The sequence below is a fragment of the Kineococcus halophytocola genome (assembly GCF_041276425.1).
Taxonomy (GTDB): Bacteria; Actinomycetota; Actinomycetes; order Actinomycetales; family Kineococcaceae; genus Kineococcus; species Kineococcus halophytocola.
Genome location: NZ_JBGFTU010000047.1, coordinates 1 through 3912 on the forward strand (window position 1 = coordinate 1; position 3912 = coordinate 3912).

General features: G+C 70.5%; 2 protein-coding genes. Both read left to right on the forward strand.

Annotation, left to right across the window (positions count from 1 at the left end):
* Positions 1-142: 142 nt before the first annotated feature.
* Entirely contained in the window at positions 143-622 is a 480-nt protein-coding gene (locus tag AB2L27_RS20025) for a transposase (RefSeq protein ID WP_370443256.1), read from the forward strand.
* Positions 623-999: 377 nt separating this feature from the next.
* Positions 1000-3786, forward strand: a complete 2787-nt coding sequence (locus AB2L27_RS20030; RefSeq protein ID WP_370443257.1) for a DNRLRE domain-containing protein — start codon at positions 1000-1002, stop codon at positions 3784-3786.
* Positions 3787-3912 lie beyond the last annotated feature (126 nt).

The window sequence follows — 3912 nt, forward strand, 5'->3', positions numbered from 1 at the left end:
GCGCGGGACTACGAACGCCTCGCCACCACCGCCATCACCATGGTCGAGATCGCCTACACCCGGCTCATGTTGCGCCGCCTCACCCGCAAGCACCCCACCCCACACCACATCTGAAACAGTCTCTGAGAAGACCGCCTTCTCCGTGCGTACCCCGATCTGCCCCGACACCCGCGACCGGCAGGGCCGGCCCCGGCGGGAGTTCGAGTACGTGCGGGCCGGCACGATCTCCTGGTACGGCGTGCAGGACATGGCCACCGGAGCGGTCCAGATGATCCCCGCTACCGGGCGGATGGACTCCCCGGCTTTCACCGACCTGCTCGAGCAGCTCATCGAGGTGCACGGGCCGGTCTTCACCCTCGTCATGGACAACGGCTCAGCGCACACCAGCCGGCACACCCGCACCTGGCTGGGCCAGCACCGCGGCATCAGCGTCGTTCACACCCCGGTGCACGCCTCCTGGGTCAACCCGATCGAGTCCGTGTTCGGCATCTGCGCCCGACAGTTGCTGCGTCGGGCGGTGTTCACCAGCCGTGAGGATTGCGACGCCCGGGTCCAAGCGTGGGTCGCTGACCGCAACCGCACCAGGAGGCCGGTCAGCTTCACCTGGCAGCCCTGCACGTGATCACGAACTTCCGCACGAGACCACTAGCAGACACGCCATAGTCCTTTTGGCCTATCGCCTCCGAACATTTCTTGTCATCTTGCGCGCGAAGATCCGGTTTCGCTGACAACGCACTGTCACGACTCTTACTGTCTGCGTGACCTCCGAACGGGAGGTCGGGGGAGTGCTGCCGGTCCGGCCCCTTCAGCTCTGAGCGCATCAGCGCACCGGGATGAGGTGGTTGCGCGGACCGGGGCTCGAGCGACAGGGGTGTCCTCGTGCGTGGTCTGCCGCGTCGTCGTGCTGCCGTGAAGTCGTCGCCGGACTCAGCACCGACGGCACCGCCGGTTCCGTCGACATCGCCAGTTCCGTCGGTCCCGCTGGCATCGAAGGACGCGGTGGAGGCGCCGGCGCGGTTGCCGCTGCGGCGCCGGACCCGGGTGACCCGGGTGGCGGCCGCCTCCACCCTGCTGGCGTTCGCCATCGGCGGGGTCCTCGACCTGGACCCCTTCTCGCTGACCTTGTGGTCGGCGCAGGCCGCGGCACGGGAAGCCGCCCAACCCACGACCACCGCCGAGGAGCTGCGTCAGGATGCGCTGGACCTGAGCGCGGACCAGAACGCCGCCCAGCAGGCTGCTGCGGCGGAAGTGTCCGCGCAGGAAGCGGTCACCCTGGGCGGGGCGGGTACGACCGCACCGCCGGTCGGGGTACCCGAAGCCGACCAGACCCCTGCCCTGTCCCCGCGGCAGGCGGCGATCGAGACCGCCCAGCGGCAGGCCCAGACCAGCCAGCAGCCGGTCGTCGTCAACGCGTTGACCACCGAGACCGCGGTGACCACCGCGATGCCTGATGGCACCTTCTCCACCCAGACGTCGCTAGGACCGGTCCGCTACCGCACCGACGGCGGCACCGGGGCGGACCTGACCGGCAAGGTGACCTGGGCCGACCTGGACCTGTCCTTGAGTGGGCAGGACCAGGCCGGGCGCACCACCGCCGAGGCCGCCGGCCCGTGGGCGGCGCGGCTGGCAGGGGAGTCCGGGACGGGCATGGTCGCGGTCGGTCCGACCGGGCAGACCATCACCTGGTCCCCGCAGGCAGCCACCGGCCCGGTCGGCCGGGGCGGGCCCGGCGGAGCGCTGCCGGCGGTCAAGCCCACCGCCCCCACCACCGGCGTCACCCCGGTGCAGTCGGGAGTGGACGTCCAGGTCGTGCCGGGCGATGTCCCGGCCCTGCCCGGCAGCGGCGTCGACGCCCCGGCACCGGTCATCACCCCCACCCCGACCTCCAGCGCCGGGGTCGGCAAGGCAACCAAGTCGGGGACGTCCAGCAGCACCTCCACCGAGTCCTCCACCGGGACGTCCTCCGGGACTTCCCCGACGACCTCTGCGACCAGCTCGAACACCACATCGGCGCGGGTGCAGAGCACCGCCATCGAGACGAGCACCCCTTCGGCTTCCCCCAGCGCCCCGAGCCCCTCGGGTGCCGCCTCTGACGCTGGGGCGAACGCGGACGGGAACGCTGGTAGTGATGCTGGCAGTGACGCTGGCAGAGACGCGGTGTTCCCCGGGGTGCTCAAGGGCGGTCGTGACTACACCGTCACGGTCACCGCGACCGGTGCGGAGGAGTCGGTCGTGCTGGCCTCCCGCGAGCAGGTCACCGCCGCCGGTGGCCCGTCCGCGGCCGCGGTCTACCGCAACACCTTCACCCTGCCCGCCGGTGTCAGCGCCCGCCAGGCGCCCACCCAGGACGGGGTGGACCCCACCACGCTGGGGGTGCAGTTCCTCGACGCCTCCGGCGCCGTCATCGCCACCTTCGGTGGCGGCAAGGCGGTGGACTCCTCAGCCAACGAGGTGGGGGAGCCGGCCACCGCGCCGGTCGCGACCCGCCTGCTGGCCGCGAAGGCGGGGTCGGCGACGGTGGAGGTCAGCGTGGACCCGGCCTGGGTCGCCGACACCGCGCGCGTCTTCCCCCTCACCATCGACCCGCACATCGCCACCGGCACCGGCTTCTCCGGCTCCACCGGCCCGAACGGGTCGAACAACTTCGACGCCTACGTCGATGAGGCCTTCCCCACCACCAACGAGGGCGTGCAGGACTCCGGCCGGCTGCTGGCCGGGTACCGGCCCACCGGCGCCGGCAACAAGGCCTCCACCACGCTGGTGTACTTCAACCTCGGGGACCTGATCGGGTCGGAGAACACGATCACCTCCGCGCAGTTCTCGGTGTGGAACAACTACTCCTACTCCTGCACCCCCTCGGGGCTGTGGGTGGATGCGGCCACCGGCTCCTGGAACCCGGCGACGGTGACGTGGAACACCCGCCCGGGCTGGGCGAACGCGGGGTCGATGAAGACCTTCGCCCACGGCTACTCCTCCTCCTGTGCTGCGGCGGCCGAGTTCTACGACGTCACCGGAATCGTGCAGAAGTGGGCCAACGGCACCTCCGGCTACTACCCGGGCCTGGCCAACTACGGCTTCATCATCACCGCCAACGGCACCGACGTGAACGGCTACAAGCGGTTCAACTCCGCCGAGACCGGCTCGGGCATGCCCGGGCTGACGGTGTCGTGGGAGAACTGCACCAACTACCCCGCCGGTGCCGGCGGCTCGGGCACCCGCAAGGTGTGCGGGGCCATCCGCGACGACTACGCCGCCAACGGCGGACCGGCCGGCTTCGGTCTGCCCACCACCAGCGATGCGGCCACCCCGAACGGCAAGGGCTTCTACAACCACTTCGACAAGAACGGTGAGGCCCGCTCCATCTACTGGAGCCAGGCCACCGGAGCTCACTCCGTCGGTGGGGCCATCCGCACCCGCTGGGCCGCTGACGGGTGGGAGACCTCCACCGAAGGCTGGCCGACCTCGGACTACAAGACCACCCCCTCGGGGCAGGGCTACTACAACCACTTCCGCAACATCGACGTCACCCCGGCCAAGGACTACTCGATCTACTGGACGTCCGGTACCGGCGCCCGCAGGGTCGATGGGCTGATCCGCAACCGGTGGGACAAGCTGGGCTGGGAAAGCGTGGTCGGCTGGCCCGAGACCGACGAGATCGACGCACCCGGCAACGGTGGCAAGGTCACCTACTTCCGCCGGATCGGTACTGACGGTGCCGGGTGGGCGGCCCCGGGAAACCCGACAGGGCGCCTTGGAGCGTTCCCGGTTTCGTGGACACGGGATTAAGAGCGACCGGCAGTAGGTGTCACGACGGGTCAGCACCCGACGGCTGGACGGGGTCGGCGTGTCACGAGCCGGGGCGGACACGGGCCCCGGTGATCATGGAGTTCTCTACGCTGCACCACCACCGGA